The sequence below is a fragment of the Pseudomonas sp. TWI628 genome, from assembly GCF_039673865.1.
Taxonomy (GTDB): Bacteria; Pseudomonadota; Gammaproteobacteria; order Pseudomonadales; family Pseudomonadaceae; genus Aquipseudomonas.
The window spans coordinates 93811-111584 of the sequence record NZ_JBDJMM010000009.1 but is presented as its reverse complement, the minus strand read 5'-3'; the positions used below and the strand labels follow the sequence as shown (position 1 = coordinate 111584).

Below are 17774 nucleotides of genomic sequence, written 5' to 3'. Positions count from 1 at the left end.
GGTTCAACGGTTGGACTTGATCTTGCTCCAGGAGCGGGTCATGACGCGCATGATCTTCGGGCTCGGGGTGCTGGAGATGTACAGCTTGTCCAGCACCGCCTGGGGTGGGTAGATCTCGGGGTTGTCGACCAGCGACTTGTCCATGTAGGCCTGGGCATCCGGGTTGGCGTTGGCATAGCCGACCGTGGCGCTGACCTTGGCGATCACTTTCGGGTCGAGCAGGTAGTTGATGAACGCCAGGGCCTGCTCAGGGTTCTGGGCATCCTTGGGGATCGCCAGCAGGTCGAACCACAGGTTGCTGCCTTCCTTGGGAATGCTGTAGGCGATCTTGACGCCGTTCTTCGCTTCCACGGCCCGGTTGGCCGCCTGGAACACGTCGCCGGAATAGCCGAAGGCCACGCAGATATCACCATTGGCGAGGTCCGAGACGTACTTGGAGGAGTGGAAGTAATTGATGTACGGGCGCAGTTCGAGCAGGCGCGCTTCGGCCTTGGCATAGTCGCCCGGTTTTTCGCTGCGTGGGTCCATGCCCAGGTAGTTGAGCATCGCCGGGAACAGCTCGTCGGGGGAGTCCATGAAGGCCACCCCGCATTGTTTGAGCTTCTTCAGGTTCTGCGGCTCGAACAGGGTGGCCCAGGAGTCGATATGGTCGACGCCCAGCGCGGCCTTGACCTTCTCGACGTTATAGCCGATGCCGTTGGTGCCCCACAGGTACGGCACTGCGTATTGGTTGCCGGGGTCATTCTGTTCAAGCTGCTTGAGCAGCTTCGGGTCCAGGTGCTGCCAGTTCGGCAGCTTGCTGCGGTCCAGCGGCAGGAATGCACCGGCCTGGGCCTGGCGGGCCAGGAAGTGGTTGGAAGGCACCACCACGTCGTAGCCGGTGCGGCCAGCGAGCAGCTTGCCTTCCAGGGTTTCGTTGGAGTCGAACACGTCATAGACGACCTTGATTCCGCTGCTGGCCTGGAAGTCGGCCAGGGTCGTGTCACCGATGTAGTCGGTCCAGTTGTACACGCTGACGCTGGGCGTGGCCTGTGCGGCGGCGCCGAACAGCAGGGCGAATGTGGCGGGGATCAGGGCTTGCAGATGACGCATGTCGACACCTCGTTGGTCTTGTTCTTTGAATTCGGTGCAAGGGGGCGCTTGGCGCCCCCCGGAGAATCACACGCTCAGCAGCAGGAACTCGCGCTCCCAGGAACTGATGACGCGCTTGAAGTTTTCATGCTCGGCGCGCTTGACCGCCACGTAGCCCTGAACGAACTGCTTGCCCAGGTAGCGCTGCACGGTCTGGCAATCTTCCATGTGCTGCAGGGCATCCTCGATGGTGATCGGCAGCCGCAGGTTGCGCCGTTCATAGGCACGGCCCTGGACCGGCGCGCTCGGCTCGATCTTCTCGATCATGCCCAGGTAACCGCACAGCAGGCTGGCGGCAATCGCCAGGTAAGGGTTGGCGTCCGCACCCGGCAGGCGGTTCTCCACCCGCATGGCATCGGGGCTGGAGGTCGGCACGCGCAGGCCGGCGGTGCGGTTTTCCTCGCCCCATTCGACGTTGACCGGTGCCGAGGTGTCCGGCAGGAAGCGGCGGAACGAGTTGACGTTCGGCGCGAACATCGGCAGCAGTTTGGGGATGTACTTCTGCAGGCCGCCAATGTGGTGCAGGAACAGTTCGCTCATGCTGCCATCGTCATTGGCGAACACCGGTTTGCCGGTGGCAATGTCGACCACGCTCTGGTGCAGGTGCATGGCGCTGCCCGGCTCGTCGGTGATCGGCTTGGCCATGAAGGTGGCGGTGACGTTGTGCTTGAGCGCGGCTTCACGCATGGTGCGCTTGAACACGGTGATCTGGTCGGCCAGGTCCAGCGCGTCGCCATGACGGAAGTTGATCTCCATCTGCGCCGGGCCGTCCTCGTGGATCAGCGTGTCCAGGTCCAGGCCCTGCAGCTCGCACCAGTCGTACACGTCTTCGAACAGCGGGTCGAATTCGTTGGCGGCGTCGATCGAGAACGACTGGCGTCCGCTTTCGGCGCGGCCCGAGCGGCCCAGTGGCACTTGCAGGGGCAAGTCCGGGTCTTCGCAACGCTGGGTCAGGTAGAACTCCATCTCTGGCGCGACGATCGGCTGCCAGCCCTTGTCGGCATACAGCTTGAGCACCTTCTTCAACACGTTGCGTGGCGACAGCTCGATCGGGTTGCCCTGTTTGTCGAAGGTGTCGTGGATGACGATGGCGGTCGGTTCGATGGCCCATGGAATCTGGTAGACGGCTGTCGGGTCGGGGCGGCAGACCATATCGATGTCGGCTGCATCGAGCAGGCTGTAGTAGATCTCGTCATCGACGTAATCGCCGGTGACGGTCTGCAGCAGCACGCTTTCTGGCAGGCGCATGCCGCGCTCGTGAAGGAATTTGGCGGTCGGTGCGATCTTGCCGCGGGCGATGCCGGTCAGGTCGCTGATCACGCATTCGACTTCGGTGATGCGGTGTTCTTTCAGCCAGGTGGACAGCTGATCGAAGGGGGCGTTCATACAGACCTCTTGGTTGGGTTTTTGTGTGCGCGGCAGGTGCCGGTGGCTTCCCAGGTGGCGCGCTGGAGACTATCTTGAGCGCAGGCCCGCAAAGCCATCTATCCACTTTCTTCAGCGATGAATGCACCAAAAGAGTGCAACTAGGACAAAGCGTGACAACGCCCAATGCCTTGCAGGTTCAGGCTTTCCACACCACGGATGTCTCCGAACAGGTGCGCGCCACCCCCGGTTGGCAGCAGCAGTACCGGCAGATGTCGCCGGGGCATTTCAGCGGCCAGTTGCGCTGCCTGGGGCTTGATGGCGTGGAGGTCTACGAGGAACGGCTCAATACCCGCGTCGAGCAGTTCTTCCGCGCGCCGAGCGGTTCGCTGGCGTTCTGTTTCGACCAGAGCGAAAACAGCCTGTACCTGCTCAACGAGCAGAGCCGCAACATCTGGATCACCCCGGAGAACTACCAGGAAGTGGCCGTAGTGTTCGACCAGGCCTTTCTCGCCCGCCATGGCCTGGACCCGCAACGGCTCGAAGGGTTGTTCATGGTGCCGCTGGGCAGCGGGCAGAACGCGCTGTTCGGCAGTTGGCTGAGCGCCACCCTGACCCGCCTTGGCCAGGCCGACTGCCCGTTGCAAGGGCAGGCATTGGCCGAGCAGTTGCTCGAAGACTGCCTGTTCATCCTCGACAATGCCTGCCAGCGCTTGCAGGGCGGGGCGCTGGGGCGGCGCGGCGAGGAGCGGGCGATCATGCAGCGGGTCAGCGAATGGGCGGCAGATTGCCCGGAAGAAACCCTCAATCTGGTCGAGCTGGCCGAGGTGGCCGGTGTGTCGCTGCGCCAGCTGCAGCAGGCGTTCAAGGCCTTCACCGGGATGCCGCCGGCACACTGGTTGCGCTTGCGTCGGCTCAACGGTGCGCGACGGGACCTGTTGCGCGGCGGTGAGGTGACCGTGGCCGAGGTGGCCATGCGCTGGTCGTTCTGGCATTTGGGAAGGTTTTCAGAGAGTTACCGGCAATTGTTCAAGGAGTTTCCGAGCGAGACCTTGAAGCGGGGAAGGGGCTGAGTCCTATGGTGCCTTTACCGGCCTCTTCGCGGGTTCACCCGCGAAAGGGCCGGTGCAGACAACCCAGCATTCCCGTTGGAAAATTGCTATCGTGCCCGGCAGTTTCCACCCGAGGTCCCGATGTTCTACCTGCCTTTGCCCAGCGACCAGGCCGACCGCCTGGCCAGCGCGCCCACCGCCACTGACTACTTCCCGACCGCCAGCCTGCTGGAGGCTGCCGCCGTGCTGTTCGTGCAGAACCTGCCACGCCAGCCGGCCAGCGCCTCGGCGGACGCGCAGGAGCGCCGCTTCGCCGAGATCGTGCGTATCGCAAATGAAGTCGAAGGCGCAGCCCCGGGCCGCTTCCAGGGGCAGGTAGCGCAGCATTTCGACCGCGAGGCGTTCGCCATGGGGCTGGGCATGCTGGGTGAGAATGGCGTCGCCCTGGTGTCGGCCGAAACCGAGTACCAGGCCGACGAGTTCCAGGACGCCGAAGGCCAGTGGAATTTCCAGTTCGCCGACAGCTACCGCCAGCGCGTGACCCCGCTGCACCCGGTCTACCTGCCGTCACTGGCCACTGACCTGATGCTCAGTGACCAACAGAACCGCCTGCTGCGCGAGTTTCTTTGCGGCGTCGACGAATCGGTTGCCGTGCAGGGTTTTGCCGGCACCGGCAAGACCTTCCTGATCCACCAGTTCGCCCGCCTGCTCGACCCCCAGCGCACGCTGTTGCTGGCCCTTACCGAAGGCCAGTTGCGGGCATTGCAGGCACGGGTGAAGGATGCCCAGGCCTACACTGCGCTGACCTTCGGCCAGCTGGCCGACGAAATCCTCAACCGTGACCTCACCAGCAACGGCTGGCGCCTGCGCGACCCGTATCGCACCAAACTGTCCTGGCGCCCGCAGGAGGCGCAGGTGGTGCGCTGGCTGAACATCCCCGACATCGGCCCGCTCGCTGCGTGCGATGTGGTGGCCCTGTGCGTCAAGGCCGTGCGCAGCTTCTGCCGCAGCGGCGACAGCCAGTTGCAGCTGCATCACTTGCCTTGGGCCGGGCCGGGTACCTCGCCATTGGACCAGGAAGTGCTGCTGGAAAAGGCCCGCCTGTACTGGCAGGAGCTGATCCGCCCGTCAGCCCGCGAAATCCAGCTGCCGGTGCGTGACTACCACCGGGTCAAGCTGCTGTCGCTGACCGCCGAGGTGATCGACAGCCGCTACAGCCATGTCATCGTAGACGAAGCCCATGAATTGTCCGCGCCGATGCTCTCGGTGCTCGATCGCAGCCCGCAGTCGGTGATCGCCCTGGGTGACGAGTTGCAGAACCTCAATGGCCTCAGCCCGCACCATGGCAACTTCATCCGCCAGCGCTACATCGACCATTCGCTGCGCGCCGGCCCGGCCATGGACGGCGTGCTCAACCCGCTGATTCAGGCGCACCCGGCGGCGATCCAGGCCGCCTTCAGTGGCAGCGCCGAGCATTACACGCGGGTGAGTTTCTTCGACACCGTGACGGTGCCCGAGCAGCCAACCGCCTTGATCGTCGATGACGAGTGGGGCCTGTTTGGCTGGTTCCAGCGCCTGACCCACCAAGGGGTGCCCTTCGTGTTGCTGCAAAGCGCGCGCAAGGACTTCGAGCTGTTCGTCGAGGATTGCATCGAGCTGTATCGCCACGGCACCCGGGCGCGTCATCCGATGTTGTTCCGTTACCCCAGCTGGCAAGCGCTGGAGCAGGACAAGGGCGACGACAAGGCCTTTGTTGCCGTGGCCGGCATGCTGCGCAAAGGCTATACCTCCGAGCATTTTGCCAAGGCCAAGAGCCGTTACCGCTGGGACAAGGCGCCGAAGCTGTTCCTCGGGCGGGTGCGGGATGTGAAGAACATGGAGTTCGCCCGGGTGATGGTGTCGCCGGAGCTGATGGTGGCGCCTGCCACAGCGGGCAACCGCAACGAGCGGGCGCGGATGTTGGCGGGGCTGTATACCGCCTGTTCGCGGGCGCGGCATGAACTGATCGTGCCGGGGGGGATGCTGGACTGGGTCAAGGACCAGGTCCGGGGTTGACGGTGCTGGGGCCGCACAGCGGCCCCAATGCCTGGTATCAATTACGATCCAGCCAAACGGTCTGGGCATTGGTGAACTCGCGCACGCCAAAGTGCGACAGCTCACGCCCGAAACCGCTCTTCTTCACGCCACCAAACGCCACGCGGGGGTCGGAAGCGCAGTAGCCGTTGATGAACACGCCACCGGTGTCCAGCGCGGCGGTCATGCGCTCGGCCAGCGCATAGTCGGCGGTATAGATGGTCGACGCCAGGCCGAACTCGCTGTCGTTGGCCAGCTCCACGGCATGCTCGGCGTCACGGGCAGTGATGATCGCCGCCACCGGCCCGAACAGCTCCTGCTTGAACGCAGTCATGTCCGGGGTGACGTTGGCGAACACGGTCGGTGCGTAGAAGTTGCCCACGCCTTCGACCTTGTTGCCGCCCAGCAGCAGGGTGGCACCTTCGGCCAGCGTCGCCTGGACCTGGCCATCCAGCTCGTCGCGCAGATCAAAGCGGGCCATCGGGCCGATGTAGGTATCGTCTTCCAGCGGGTTGCCGAGTTTCAGCTTGCGCGTGGCTTCGACGAACTTGCGCGTGAATTCCTCAACGACGCCTTGTTCGATGATCAGGCGCTTGGCAGCGGCGCAGACCTGGCCGGTATTCTGGTAGCGACCGATCACGGCGGCCTGCACGGCGGCATCGATATCGGCGTCAGCCAACACGATGAACGGGTCGGAACCCCCCAGCTCCAGCACGCACTTCTTCAGCGCCGCACCCGCCTGGGCACCGATGGCCATGCCGGCACGCACGCTCCCGGTCAGGGTCACGGCGGCGATGCGCACGTCGTTGATGGCGCGGGTGACGCCGTCCGGGGTGACGTTCAGCACTTCGAACACGCCTTCAGGCAGGCCGGCGTCCTTGAACAGCTCACCCAGCAGGTAAGCGCTGCCCATCACGTTCGGTGCGTGCTTCAGTACATAGGTGTTGCCCGCCAGGATCGCCGGCACGGCGCCGCGCAGCACCTGCCAGACCGGGAAGTTCCACGGCATCACGGCGAGGATCGGGCCCAGCGGGCGGTACTCGATGCGGGCTTTCTCGACCTGGGTCGGCTCGGCGGCGAGCATGGCCGGACCGTGCTCGGCATACCAGCGGCACAGGCCGACGCACTTGGCGACTTCACCACGGGCCTGGGCGATCGGCTTGCCGATTTCGCGGCTGATCATCTGCGCGAAGGCTTCGGCCTTGGCTTCGAGGGTGCTGGCCAGGGCGAGCAGGTACTCGCTGCGCTGACCCAGCGACACCTGGCGCCACTGGCTATAGCCAGCCTTGGCACGTTGCAGCGCCGCTTCCAGTGCGGCGTCGGTGTCGAACGGGTAGGCGCCAATCTGCTCGCCGCTGAACGGGTTGACGGAGATGGCGTGGGTCAGGCTGCTGATCGCACTCATGGCGGGGCACTCTCGTTGTTGTTAATCAGTGAGGCCAGACTAGTGGGCTATGGCTTTAATGAAAACTGAATAATAATGAGCGAAACATTCACGTTTGGAGAATGACTGTGGACCTGGTGCAACTGGAGATCTTCAAGGCCGTGGCCGAGCAGGGCAGCATCAGCGCCGCCGCCCAGCATATCCATCGGGTGCCGTCGAACCTGACCACGCGCATCAAGCAGTTGGAGGAAGACCTCGGTGTCGAGCTGTTCATCCGCGAAAAAAGCCGCCTGCGCCTGTCGCCAGCGGGCTGGAACTTCCTTGAATACACCCGGCGCATTCTCGACCTGGTGCACGAGGCGCGGCTGACCGTGGCAGGGGAAGATCCGCAGGGCACCTTCGCCCTGGGTTCGCTGGAGAGCACGGCGGCGGTGCGCATTCCGGCGCTGCTGGCTGCCTACAACCAGCGTTACCCCAAGGTCGACCTCGACCTGTCCACCGGGCCGTCGGGGACCATGCTCGAAGGCGTGCTGGCCGGGCGCCTGGTGGCGGCCTTCGTCGACGGCCCGGTGCTGCACCCCACGCTCGAAGGCATGCCGGTGTTCGAGGAGGAGATGGTGATCATCGCGCCGCTCAACCACGCCCCGGTCACCCGTGCCCAGGACGTCAACGGCGCGAGCATCTATGCCTTCCGGGCCAACTGCTCGTACCGTCACCACTTCGAGAACTGGTTTGTCCAGGACCAGGCGGTGCCTGGCAAGATCCACGAAATGGAGTCGTACCACGGCATGCTCGCCTGCGTCAGCGCCGGTGCCGGCCTGGCCATGCTGCCGCGCAGCATGCTCGACAACATGCCCGGCTGCAGCACGGTCTGCGCCTGGCCGATGCAGGAGCAGTTCCGTTACCTCAAGACCTGGCTGGTGTGGCGGCGCGGCACGGTTTCGCGCAGCCTGAGCATGTTCGTGAAACTTCTCGAAGAGCGGCGAACGGCGTGAACATCAGCACCGTGTGGGGTCAAATATCAGGTAAGCCATCTCCTTGAGGAGGAGCTGACCATGCGTAACCATCACTATGCTTTGGGCGCCACGCTGCTGATCGCACTGGCGCTGCCCTGGACCCTGGCCGCCGCCGCGGAAGTGGACGACCACAACGCCCCCATCGACATGCAAGCCGTGCAACTGCAGCCGCAGGAGCAGAATGGCGTGCGCTACCTGGAGGGCGGTATCGGCCAGGACGAAGCCAATGCCATGCGCCGCACCAAGGGCTATGACCTGCACGTCGAACTGTCCACCGGCGCACACGGCCAGTTCGAAAGCGGCGCCGCAGTCGATATCCAGAATGCACAAGGCAAATCGGTGTTGAGCCTGCAGGATGCTGGGCCGCTGGTCTATGTCCAGTTGCCACCGGGTCAGTACAAAGTCGTTGGCCAGGGGCAGGGCACCACGGTCCAGCAACAGGTCACGGTGAACGGCAAGACGCCGGTCACTGCAAGCCTGAACTGGCACTAATGGGCAAAAACGGGCGGAGTACATCTGTACTCTGCCTGGGCAGGAGCTTGTTGGCATGAGCCTCGACACACAACTGCAAGCGCTGGAGGAGCAGGGCTACGTCCTGCTTCGCGGCGTGCTCGATGGCGTGCGGGTGGCGTTGCTGCGTTGCGCCATCGACGACCTGCAACCCCTGCACTGGGACTACCAGGGGCTGCTTGAACACTACAAGTGCGTCTTCAATCGTGACCCGCTGTGGTTGCCCTTTCTTGACCTGCCGCCATTGATCGAGCTCGCCGAAGCAGCCCTCGGTGCAGACTGCCACGTGATCGGCCAGACCGTCTGGCGCAGCCACCCTGGCTACCCGGGCATGGACCTGCACCTGGACCACCTGCCCATGACGTTGCCGGCCTGGCTGGTTGCACGCGGCGATTTTTGCCAGCCCATGCAGATTCTGACGGCGCAGCTGTACCTGAGTGACATTGACCTCGACCTCGGCCCCACCTGGGTGGTCCCCGGCAGCCATCGCGCTGCGCGTTCACCGCAACCTGGCGAACAGCAGTGGCAAGGCTGCGAAGCCCGCCCGGTACTGTGCCAGGCGGGCGACGCGCTGGTGTTTCGCAGTGACATCTGGCACAGCGGCGGTGCCAACTGCAGCAATACCCGCGAGCGCGACATGCTGCAGGTGCACTACGGCCGGCGCATGGTGGCGCAGAAGTTTTCCCCCTACCTCAGCTGGCAGTTCAACCCACAGGTACTGGAGCAGGCGACACCTCGGCAACGGCGCTTGCTGGGGGAGCATGAGGAGGCCGAATACGACTGAGGTACCGGAGCACGGCGGGTAAATTCAAACAATGCTGGCAATTCACTTTCAACTTTCTGATTATCTAGACAATAATCAGAAAAGTATTACCCCGTGTGACCGGTTGGATGCACCGTTCACCGTAAAAATCGAGGGGCCCAAGCCCCCACTTGCCAGTGTGACCATCAGGAGAAGTCATTGATGAAAACCCGTCTTGCCAGCACGCTGGCCGCCGCCCTATTGGCCCTCGCCGGCACCAGCCTGGCGCAGGCCGCGCAGATTTCCGGTGCCGTGGGGGCTACCGGGCAAGGTGACATGACCTACCGTCTCGGTATGTCGTTCGATTGGGACAAGCAGTGGCTGAAAAGCGACATCGGTTATGTGACGGGCTATTGGGATGCGGCCTACACCTACTGGGAAGGTGGCGATGCCAGCGGCGCTCACTCGCTGTCGTTCAGCCCGGTGTTCACTTATGAGTTCAGCGGTTTCACCTACACCCCGTATGTCGAAGCCGGGATAGGCCTGGCGGCCTTTTCCAAGACCGAGGTGGGCGACCACGACCTGGGTTCGGCAGTCAACTTCGAAGACCGCATCGGTTTCGGCCTGAAGTTGCCGGGTGCGCAGAAGGCGGGGGTCCGCCTGATTCACTACTCCAATGCCGGCATCAAGCAACCGAACGACGGCATCGAGTCGTACTCGCTGTTCTACAGCAAGAGCTTCTGATGCAGGGGGCCGCCAAGCGGCCCCAGCAGTTTAGAAGGTGTAGGAAACCCCAGCCTGCACCGTGCGCGGCGCCCCCGGGTACACATAGGTGTTGAACGCCCCCTCGTCATAGCCCTTGTTGAACACGTTCTTCACGTCCAGGTTCAAGCGCACGTGCTCGTTGACCTTGTAGAAGCTCAGCAAGTCCACCACGCTGTAGCGCTCCATGGTGTAGGTACTGGCGGCAGTCTGCCCGGCGCGGTCATCCACATACTTCACGCCAACCCCCAGCCCCAGGCCCTTGGCCAGCCCATCCTGGAACTCATAGGTGTTAAGCAGGCTGAAGCTGTTGCGCGGGATGTTCGCCAGGCGGGTGCCGGTGGGGATGCTGTTGTCCTGGGTCACCTCGGCGTCGACGTAGGCATAGCCGCCGATCATCCGCCACTCCGGGGTCAGGTTGCCGGCGACGTTGATGTCCAGGCCGCGGCTGCGCACTTCGCCGGCAGCGACGCTGTAGGTGCCGGTCGGGTCGTTCGGGTCGCGGGTCAACACGTTTTCCTTGACGATGTGGTAGATCGCCGCGTCCACGCTCAGCTGACGGTCCAGCGCTTCCCATTTCACGCCCAGCTCATAGGACTTGCCCTTTTCCGGGTCGAAGCCTGTGCCTTGCAGGCTCGCGCCGCTGTTGGGCTTGAACGAGCGCGCGGTGTTGGCGTACACGGCAACGGTATCGGTCAGGTCGTAGATCAGGCCGAAGCGCGGGGTGACGCCGTTCTCGCCCTTGTTGAAGTCACCGGCATTGTTGAGCTTGTTGTCATAGTCATGCTCGTAGCGCTCGAAACGCACCCCGGCGAGGGCTTTGAGGCGCTCGGTGAGGGCCACCTGGTCCTGGATGAAGGCCGCCCAGGTCTTGAGGTTTTCCTTGTCATGGGTGGTGGTGCGGGTCAGGGCAGGGCGCGGCTGGCCCAACACCGGGTCGAAAATGTCGATCGGGTAGGCGCCGGTACCTGCGGCAGAACGCTGGATGATCGAGTTGTAGTCGTAGTCTTCATATTCGATGCCGGTCAGCAGGGTGTGGGCAAAGCCGCCGGTGTCGAAGTGGCCGGTGAGGTTGAGCTGGTAGTCGCGGTCGGTCCACTCCAGCTTGCGGTAGTTGAAATTGCGCCCCAGCGTGCGACCGTCGGCCTGCAGGCCGTTGGCTTCCACGGCGTTGCCCTTGAGCGAGCCGTCCAGCCATTGCAGGCCGCCGCCCAGGGTCCAGTTGTCGTTGAGCAGGTGCTCGAAGCGCAACTGGGCCATGTTGTTGTCGTTGTGCAGCAGGTTGTCGCTGCCTTTTTCCCAGATATTGGTGTCGCGCGAGGCCGTGCCGATCTGGCCGGGCAGGCGGGTCAGGCCGCGATCCAGTGGGTGGTTGTTGCGCATGAAGTCGCCTTCGAAGATGACCTTGGTGGCGTCGTTGACTTGCCAGCTGATCACCGGAGCAACGTCATAACGCTCGCTTTCGACATCGTCGCGGAAGCTCTCGCCCCCTTCGCCCAGCACATTCAGGCGATACGCCAGCGAGCCATCGGCGTTCAGCGGCCCGGTGGCGTCCAGGGTCGCGCGGTGCATGCCCTGGTCGTCGAACTGGCTACCGAGGGTCACCTTGGGCTCGGCCAGCGGCTGTTTGCTGACCACGTTGAAGGTGCCGCCGGGGTCGCCGCGGCCATACAGGCTGGTGGCCGGGCCGCGGATCACTTCCAGGCGCTCGACGGTGTTGGCGTCGGGGGCGTTGGGGTAGCCGCGGTTGATCGGGAAACCGTTGCGGTAGAACTCGCCGGTGGTGAAGCCGCGCACGGTGAAAGTGGTCAGGCCCTGGCCGCCGAAGTTGTTGGCGCGGCCGACGCCACCGGCATAGTCCAGGCCGTCCTGCAGGCGGGTGGCGCCGGTGTCTTCGAGCACATCCCTGGGCACCACGCTGATCGATTGCGGGGTTTCGTGCAGGGCGGTGTCGGTGCGCGTGGCACTGGCCGAGCGGCTGGCCTTGTAGCCATCCACCGGGCCATCGGCGCGTTCGCTGTCGGCGCTGCTGGTGATGTTCAGGGCCTGGAGTTCGATCTGCGCCGGTTCGCCGAGCGGCTCAGGCTCGGCAAAGGCCAGCGGGGAGATAGCTTGAAGCACACAAAGCGAAACGAACGTGCGACGCATCGACGGTACGATCCTGGAGTAGGGCGCTGATAGGAAATGAGGAAAGCGCCGAGAAACTACTACGAATCATTATCAAATGCATTCTTTTTAATCGGAACTGGTGTGCCAGATACCAAGCGCTTGGCAGGCCTGGCCTGCGAGAGCCGGCAAGGGCGGCTCCCGCACGCCTGGACAAAGCTCAGCGGCGGTCCTTGATCGCCAGCACATTGCACAGCGGATGCTCCAGCACATGCGCCGTGGTGCCGCCAAGGAACGTCTGCATCGCATCATGCCGATGGCTGCCCATCACGATCACATCGACCCGGCTGTGGCTGACGAACTGGGCAATCGCCCGGATCGCCGCGCCCTCGACAAAATGCCGCCGTTCCAGCGGAATCTGGTGATGGTCGCCCAGCCGGTTGAATGCCGCCCGCTGCGACGTGCGCACACTGCCATCGAACCCTGGGATGGTGACGGTGCCGGCACCAAAGTCGGCGATATGGGTCTTGGCCGCGTCGCACACATGCAACAGGTGCAGTTCGGCGTTGCATTGCAGGGCCAGGGCATGGGCACTGTGGATCACCTGATCGTCCAGGTGCTCGCCGACGCCGTGGCAGTTGAGGTCCACCGCCGCGGCAATCTGCCGGGGCAGCGGCAGGCGGATGTCGCTGACCAGGTGCACGGCCACCGGGCTTTCCTTGAGCAATTGCCAGTCCAGCGGCGTGACCAGCAGGCGCTTGAGCACCGGTTCGTGCTGCACGTCCTTGATCAGCAGGTCGCAACCTAGCCGTTCGATGCGTTCGAGCACGCTGCTCAGCGGGTCGCGGGTCAGCAGCAGTTCGGTTGACACATCGAGCCCGGCGTTGCCCAGTTGCTCGGCCTCGTCGGCCAGCCACTGGCGGTTGTCGCCGAGTAGCCGTTCACGCTCGTGACCGTCGCTCATCAGGCCAAGCGTGTCGACATCGTCGACGAACACATTGATATCCAGCAGGGCACCGCTGGACTCGGCCAATGCCGCCGCGCGTTGCAGCGCCGGGGTATGGCGCATTTGCGGGCCGAGCATGACGAACAGACGCTTGAACTGGCTCATCGCACACCTCCACGTGTGGCAGCCCCCCGGTTCATGCCATGTTTTCTGGTCTGTACAGTCTAGACCGCGCTAGCGCTTCGGTCGGCCCACTGCGCTGCGGGTTGTCGGGTATGATGCGCGCCACACCATTTTTCACGAGGCCTGCCCCATGTCCCTGAATGCTGAACAGATCGGCGAATTCCAAGCCTTCGCCGAGCAGCTGGCCGATGCCGCTGCGCTGGCGATCAAGCCGTACTTCCGTGCCAGCCTGGAGGTCGAGGACAAGGGCGGGCGCCTGTACGACCCGGTGACCGTGGCCGACAAGGCGGCCGAGGATGCCATGCGTGAGCTGATCCAGGCGCGCTACCCGGAACATGGCATTCTCGGTGAAGAGGCCGGTGTGGCGGTGGGCAGCAGCCCGCTGACCTGGGTGCTCGACCCGATCGACGGTACCCGCGCATTCATCACCGGGCTGCCGCTGTGGGGCACGCTGATTGCTCTGAACGATGGCACGCGCCCGGTGGTGGGGGTGATGAACCAGCCGTTCACCGGCGAACGTTTCGTCGGTACCCCGGCAGGCGCCTGGCGCAGTGGCACGCCGCTGAAAACCCGTGCCTGCGCCGACCTGGCCTCGGCCACACTGATGTGCACCACCCCGGACATGTTCGACACCGCCGAGCGCAAGGCGGCGTTCGAGGCCGTGGCGGGCAGGGCGCGGCTGATGCGTTATGGTGGTGACTGCTATGCCTACTGCATGCTGGCTTCGGGCTTTGTCGACGTGATCGTCGAAGCGAGCTTGCAGCCGTATGACGTGCAGGCGTTGATGCCGATCATCGAAGGGGCGGGCGGGGTGATCACGGCCTGGGACGGCAGCAGCGCGCAGAATGGCGGCTGCGTGGTGGCCTGCGGCGACCCGGCGCTACATGCGCAGGTGGTGGAGATGTTGCGTCAGGCCATGTGAGCGCTTAGCCGAGGACGGCTGGCTATATCGACTGGCGGCGTTGGAGGGGCCCCATCGCAGGGGCCACCCACAGTCAGGACAGGAAGCGGGCAATCATTTCGTAAAAAGGTCGGTCGCCGACAGGCATGAGTGTAAGAACGCGGATGCCTTGGGTGTTGACGTGCATGCCGTTACTGGCCCAGAGATAGTCGTTCCGGTCTGAAAAGCCGTCTTTGCCAAAGCTGAGGTCCATCGTTCCGTCAACCAGCAATCGTGCTAGACGCAACTCGGCATGAATCTGCGGATCGCTGCCAGCCCTGTAGTATCGCTGGCCCGCGAGAACCAGACGACCTTGCTCGTCGAACGCGATATGCACAAGCGAGAGATTCCCATCAGGCAGTTTGAGTGTGCGCCTGAAGCGTTCGTCCTGGTGGCCCTCGAAGTTGAAACCGTAAAGCTCGGTTTCACTGGGTACACTGATGTTGAAGGTCGCACCGCTGCTGACCACGATCAACTCGTCCTTGATCGCTAGCCCGAACTGACGGTGCCTGAGCGGCAGCTCGATGAAGCCCACGCCCGCGAATGAAGTCTCAAGTTCTGCGTTGGCTTTGAAACGCAGCAAGTACATGGACGTGCCTGCTGCTGCCAACAGGAAGAAGCCGCCGTCATTGAGAAAAACAGCACGGTAGGGATCTAACGTTTTGTCTTGGAATGTCGGCAGGGCCCATCGACTTCTATCCAGCCCAGGGCCAAGCGCGTTGACCATTATTCCCGAGCCTGGATCGAGCGTCACGCACAAGGTTTCCTCGATCAATTCGCCGTCTGCCGTTTCGGTTTTGGCATTGAAAACAACCCTGATCAACCCAGCGGCCAATGCCATTTTCGGTGCGCTTCGGTAGTCCGATGCTTTTGCATTGAGGTTCCTGGCTAGCAATTGGCCCGCACGGCGGGTCACTGGACGTGTCGTGGCGATGCCGTCATCTGCAAAACCCGGCCAAGGTAGAAAATGCTGTGTGTAGCGACCGACAACAATTTCTTGATACAAGTTATCGTCTTCAAAATAGTACGCATACCCTGCCGTCAGAAGTCCGCCCTCTGCATTGCCTGTCGTGTGGCACAGCGTTGCAAAGTTGTCAAAATTCAATGGCATGGGGTCGTTCTGGTTTTTTGAAATCGGCACATGCCCTGTTGCGCGATCCCAGCGGCCGTCAGCATGTATCCGGGTGAACACTTTGTTTTCTTGAGTCGGGTCGTCGGGATTGTAGCCATAGAGCGCTGCTGAGCCTTCATTGGCCCATGCGCTGGGGCCTATCAGAAGTGTGTATACATCTGGGTCCAGATTGCCCAAGGGCGGTATGCGCGCAAGGCCGTCACCCTGGTCTCCGTAAGTAAGGTCCAGATCGCCAGCTTGTTGAGTAGTCATGGTGCTTGCTCTCATGTAATGGAGGTACAGCAACGTTAAGAGCGAAGTGATTTTCTCGAAACTGACAGAATTGCCAGGTGGGTGCTGAAGGGCGGCCGTCGCACTTTTTCCGATTTCCGGGCTCTATGCTTGGCCAGGCCGTACTGACCCCCGGTGCGGCCGCCGAATATCGATCCGGTGCCGATGGTTGCAAGCAATTTCCGATTTTTCCCGCGTCTGCTGCTGGCAGGCGCCCTGATTGGCCTGGCCGGCTGCAGCCCGCAGCAAGGCCACGACATCGTCAACCAGTTTGGTAACGGCAAGCCCAGCGAGCTGTTCCAGACCAGCGTCGACCGTATGGCCACACTGGCCATGCGCGACAACCTGCAGAGTCTGTACCTGCTGATGAACAAGCTGTACCTGCGCAACCCCAACCAGTTGACGCTGTCCGGCTACCTGGATGCAGCTACCGCCGAACGGCAGATCCGCATCGCCATCGAGCAGCGCCAGCCGTTGCCGCAACTGGGCAACCGCCGCGACCTTGCCGCCCTGAGCTACGCCCTGAGCCCGGAGTTTCGCGGCGACCGGGTCGGCGCCTTCATCTACGCCATCGGCAGCATGCTGATCACTGCGCACGGCGGGCGTACCGAGTTCTACATGACCGATACCCTCGACCCGTTGTTCATCAATAACGCGGCGCGCAATATCGAGAAGGCCACGTGGATGCTCAGCCAGCGCCAGGATGCCAACGGGGTGCTGTTGCTGTTTTCCAACGAGATCTCGGAGGAGGGCAGCAACCTGAGTTTTGCCGTGGAGTTCGGCAAGGTCGTGGCGCGGCTGGACCTGCTGGCGGAGTTGCTGGACGAGCGCTATCGGCGAATCGGCCTTAATTATGCGCAGAGCCTTTTGTTGATGAATTTCCTGCCGGTGCAGTGAGGCCTACAGGGTCCGCCTTGTTTGACCCTTCGATATCGATGCTGCATGCAATACAAAAAAATCAATTTTGTTCGATAATCGCCCGCATAACACCAGTCGCGGTCCGTTATTCGCCCACCCAATCCGAACATCGGATTGCCCAAGCCCCGCGTTTTTGCTTAGCTGTGACAATACTACGCCAGTGGTCAGCTGCCCCAAGATACCTGACCCCGGCCCGATAGAATGACTGTTAACGACCGCAACCACAGGCCCACGGGCCAGTAGGGCGCGGCGACCAAAACAATAACGATGCCGAGTGCCTTGCCTATGGAAAGCCGCCTGCTGAGCGAGCGCAGTAGCGTGTTCCATCACGCCGACCCTTATGCCGTGTCCGACTACGTCAACCAGCACGTCGGTCAGCACTGCATCGGCCTGTCGCGCACCACCCACCCGCAGGCCAGCCTCAGCCACCGCAAATTCGCCGAGCTCGACCTGTGCCGCATCAGCTATGGCGGCAGCGTGCGGGTCACCTCGCCGGCACTGGAAAGCATCTATCACCTGCAAGTGCTGCTCAACGGCAACTGCCTGTGGCGCGGTCGCCAGCGCGAACATCACCTGGTGCCGGGCGAGTTGCTGCTGATCAACCCGGACGACCCGGTCGACCTGACCTATTCCGATGACTGCGAGAAGTTCATCCTCAAGGTGCCGACCCGCTTGCTCGACAGCATCTGCGACGAGCAGCGCTGGCAGCGCCCGGATGGCGGCGTGCGGTTCCTGCGCAATCACTACCGGCTGGAGGAGCTGGATGGCTTCGTCAACCTGCTGGCCATGGTATGCCACGAAGCCGAGGTCATTGACTCGTTACCGCGGGTGCAGGGGCACTACAGCCAGATCGTCGCCAGCAAGCTGATGACCCTGATGAGCACCAATATCCGCCGCGAAAGCCTGGGTACGCCGGGTGCGAGCCTGGAGCGGATCCTCGATTACATCGAGCGCAATCTCAAGCTGGAGCTACCAGCCGAAGCGCTGGCAGAGCAGGCCTGCATGAGCGTGCGCTCGCTGTATGCGCTGTTCGATCGCCAGCTGGGCACCACGCCCAAGCAGTATGTGCGCCAGCGCAAGCTGGAGCGGGTGCATGCGTGCCTGGGCGATGGCAGCTGCGCGGTGCGCAGCGTCACCGAACTGGCCATGGATTATGGCTTTCTGCACCTCGGGCGCTTCTCCGAGGTGTATCGCCAGCGGTTTGGCCAGCTGCCTTCGGAAACCTTCAGGCAGCGCCAGTGACA

General features: G+C 63.1%; 15 protein-coding genes. 9 read left to right on the top strand and 6 right to left on the bottom strand.

Translation table 11 applies throughout. The features are described from left to right. Window positions 1-3 precede the first annotated feature (3 nt). Together ABE528_RS09200 and ABE528_RS09195 are read right to left on the bottom strand one after the other, a co-directional pair. Window positions 4-1092: a polyamine ABC transporter substrate-binding protein gene (locus tag ABE528_RS09200; protein WP_346652737.1), complete on the bottom strand. Its 1089-nt coding sequence runs from the start codon at window positions 1090-1092 to the stop codon at window positions 4-6. 66 nt (window positions 1093-1158) lie between these two features. Then, complete coding sequence (locus ABE528_RS09195; protein WP_152955123.1) at window positions 1159-2517, bottom strand: glutamine synthetase family protein; 1359 nt, start codon at window positions 2515-2517, stop codon at window positions 1159-1161. A gap of 152 nt (window positions 2518-2669) precedes the next feature. Here ABE528_RS09195 and ABE528_RS09190 point away from each other — a divergent pair, with 152 nt between their 5' ends. Then, window positions 2670-3569: a helix-turn-helix domain-containing protein gene (locus ABE528_RS09190; RefSeq protein WP_346652736.1), complete on the top strand. Its 900-nt coding sequence runs from the start codon at window positions 2670-2672 to the stop codon at window positions 3567-3569. A 120-nt stretch (window positions 3570-3689) separates the two neighbouring features. Next, on the top strand, window positions 3690-5603 hold the full coding sequence (locus ABE528_RS09185) for a hypothetical protein (RefSeq protein ID WP_346652735.1): 1914 nt from the start codon (window positions 3690-3692) through the stop codon (window positions 5601-5603). A gap of 37 nt (window positions 5604-5640) precedes the next feature. On the opposite strand, the gene ABE528_RS09180 is transcribed toward ABE528_RS09185, so the two are convergent. After that, entirely contained in the window at window positions 5641-7026 is a 1386-nt protein-coding gene (locus ABE528_RS09180; protein WP_346652734.1) for an aldehyde dehydrogenase family protein, read from the bottom strand. 107 nt (window positions 7027-7133) lie between these two features. Here ABE528_RS09180 and ABE528_RS09175 point away from each other — a divergent pair, with 107 nt between their 5' ends. The 4 genes from ABE528_RS09175 to ABE528_RS09160 all read left to right on the top strand — a co-directional run bounded on the left by ABE528_RS09175 (window position 7134) and on the right by ABE528_RS09160 (window position 10017). Then, window positions 7134-8000: a LysR family transcriptional regulator gene (locus ABE528_RS09175; protein WP_346652779.1), complete on the top strand. Its 867-nt coding sequence runs from the start codon at window positions 7134-7136 to the stop codon at window positions 7998-8000. 60 nt (window positions 8001-8060) lie between these two features. Then, window positions 8061-8513 carry a carboxypeptidase regulatory-like domain-containing protein gene (locus tag ABE528_RS09170; protein ID WP_152955119.1) on the top strand — a complete coding sequence of 151 codons (453 nt, stop codon included), beginning with the start codon at window positions 8061-8063 and terminating at the stop codon, window positions 8511-8513. Window positions 8514-8568: 55 nt separating this feature from the next. Further along, entirely contained in the window at window positions 8569-9315 is a 747-nt protein-coding gene (locus tag ABE528_RS09165) for a phytanoyl-CoA dioxygenase family protein (protein ID WP_346652733.1), read from the top strand. A gap of 180 nt (window positions 9316-9495) precedes the next feature. Next, window positions 9496-10017 (top strand): acyloxyacyl hydrolase, encoded by a 522-nt coding sequence (locus tag ABE528_RS09160; RefSeq protein ID WP_152955117.1) that lies wholly within the window; start codon window positions 9496-9498, stop codon window positions 10015-10017. 30 nt (window positions 10018-10047) lie between these two features. On the opposite strand, the gene ABE528_RS09155 is transcribed toward ABE528_RS09160, so the two are convergent. Both ABE528_RS09155 and ABE528_RS09150 read right to left on the bottom strand, forming a co-directional pair. Then, complete coding sequence (locus ABE528_RS09155; RefSeq protein ID WP_346652732.1) at window positions 10048-12183, bottom strand: TonB-dependent siderophore receptor; 2136 nt, start codon at window positions 12181-12183, stop codon at window positions 10048-10050. Between the two features lie 178 nt (window positions 12184-12361). Further along, the gene (locus ABE528_RS09150) at window positions 12362-13252 is read right to left on the bottom strand and encodes a universal stress protein (protein ID WP_152955115.1); all 891 of its coding nucleotides are present in this window, start codon (window positions 13250-13252) and stop codon (window positions 12362-12364) included. Window positions 13253-13400: 148 nt separating this feature from the next. Between ABE528_RS09150 and hisN the strand changes: the two genes are divergently transcribed. Next, on the top strand, window positions 13401-14192 hold the full coding sequence (gene hisN, locus ABE528_RS09145; RefSeq protein WP_346652731.1) for a histidinol-phosphatase: 792 nt from the start codon (window positions 13401-13403) through the stop codon (window positions 14190-14192). 73 nt (window positions 14193-14265) lie between these two features. Here the strand turns inward: hisN and ABE528_RS09140 are convergent, their stop codons facing one another. Further along, entirely contained in the window at window positions 14266-15594 is a 1329-nt protein-coding gene (locus ABE528_RS09140) for a delta-60 repeat domain-containing protein (protein WP_346652730.1), read from the bottom strand. A gap of 183 nt (window positions 15595-15777) precedes the next feature. On the opposite strand from ABE528_RS09140, the gene ABE528_RS09135 reads away from it, so the two are divergent. Together ABE528_RS09135 and ABE528_RS09130 are read left to right on the top strand one after the other, a co-directional pair. After that, window positions 15778-16509, top strand: coding sequence for a hypothetical protein (locus ABE528_RS09135; RefSeq protein WP_346652729.1), 732 nt, complete (start codon window positions 15778-15780; stop codon window positions 16507-16509). Between the two features lie 306 nt (window positions 16510-16815). After that, window positions 16816-17772, top strand: a complete 957-nt coding sequence (locus ABE528_RS09130) for an AraC family transcriptional regulator (RefSeq protein ID WP_346652728.1) — start codon at window positions 16816-16818, stop codon at window positions 17770-17772. Window positions 17773-17774: the final 2 nt, after the last annotated feature.